The 722-nt window shown below is 51.7% G+C and carries 1 protein-coding gene and 1 tRNA gene; both read right to left on the reverse strand.

Going from position 1 to position 722, the window contains the following annotated elements; translation table 11 throughout:
• Positions 1-320: 320 nt before the first annotated feature.
• Positions 321-406: transfer RNA gene (locus tag FGE21_RS06595), tRNA-Leu, on the reverse strand.
• A 21-nt stretch (positions 407-427) separates the two neighbouring features.
• A partial coding sequence (locus FGE21_RS20190) for a hypothetical protein (RefSeq protein WP_218062769.1) occupies positions 428-722 on the reverse strand: 295 nt, incomplete at its 5' end.

The following is a 722-nucleotide window of genomic DNA, read 5'->3' on the forward strand; positions in this document are numbered from 1 at the left end:
TCGAACTCAACATGAAGAGACGGCCCACGCCTACGAAACGAGGATCGCGGAGTTGCGCTCTGAAACCGCCGCTTTGGAGGAAAAACTTGCCCAGCAAGCCGTTCCGGAGGGGAAATTCGACGAAATGTTCGAACTTTCTATGAAATTTTTGGCAAGCCCTTGGAACATTTGGGAAAAAGGCTCCTACGAACTCAAGAGAACGGTGCTGCGTATGGCCTTTTCAGACCCTCTGAGTGTGTCGCGGGAAACCGGACTTCGAACTGTAGAAACCACCTTACCGTTCAAGGCCTTACGGTTTCTATCCACCTCTGAAAGTCAAATGGTGCCCAGAAGAGGACTCGAACCTCCACGTCCTTGCGGACACTAGCACCTGAAGCTAGCGCGTCTACCATTCCGCCATCTGGGCACAGATGTGGTGTGAGGCGTTCTAAGCAGGATTGCGGGGGGCTGCAAGCGGAAAAACGGCCGGTAGAGAAAAGCTGTACCTGAAATCATATAGATAAGGCGCAGGATTACCGGGCGCAGGCATCACGCGGGTTGCAAAAATTTGAATGGTGATGTGTGTTTTTGGTGCACCTAAAAGGAGAAACCTCGAACGCTCTTTTCGCGGAACTACTGCGATGGGAGGTTGAACTGAAACGCTTTTTGAGATGACGCAATGCGATGGGTTGTTGCTAATGACCGTCAGAGTGTCGGTCGCCCGGTAATCCCCCCTAAAAATA

The sequence above is a fragment of the Phaeobacter sp. B1627 genome (assembly GCF_006265095.1).
Lineage (GTDB): Bacteria > Pseudomonadota > Alphaproteobacteria > Rhodobacterales > Rhodobacteraceae > Epibacterium.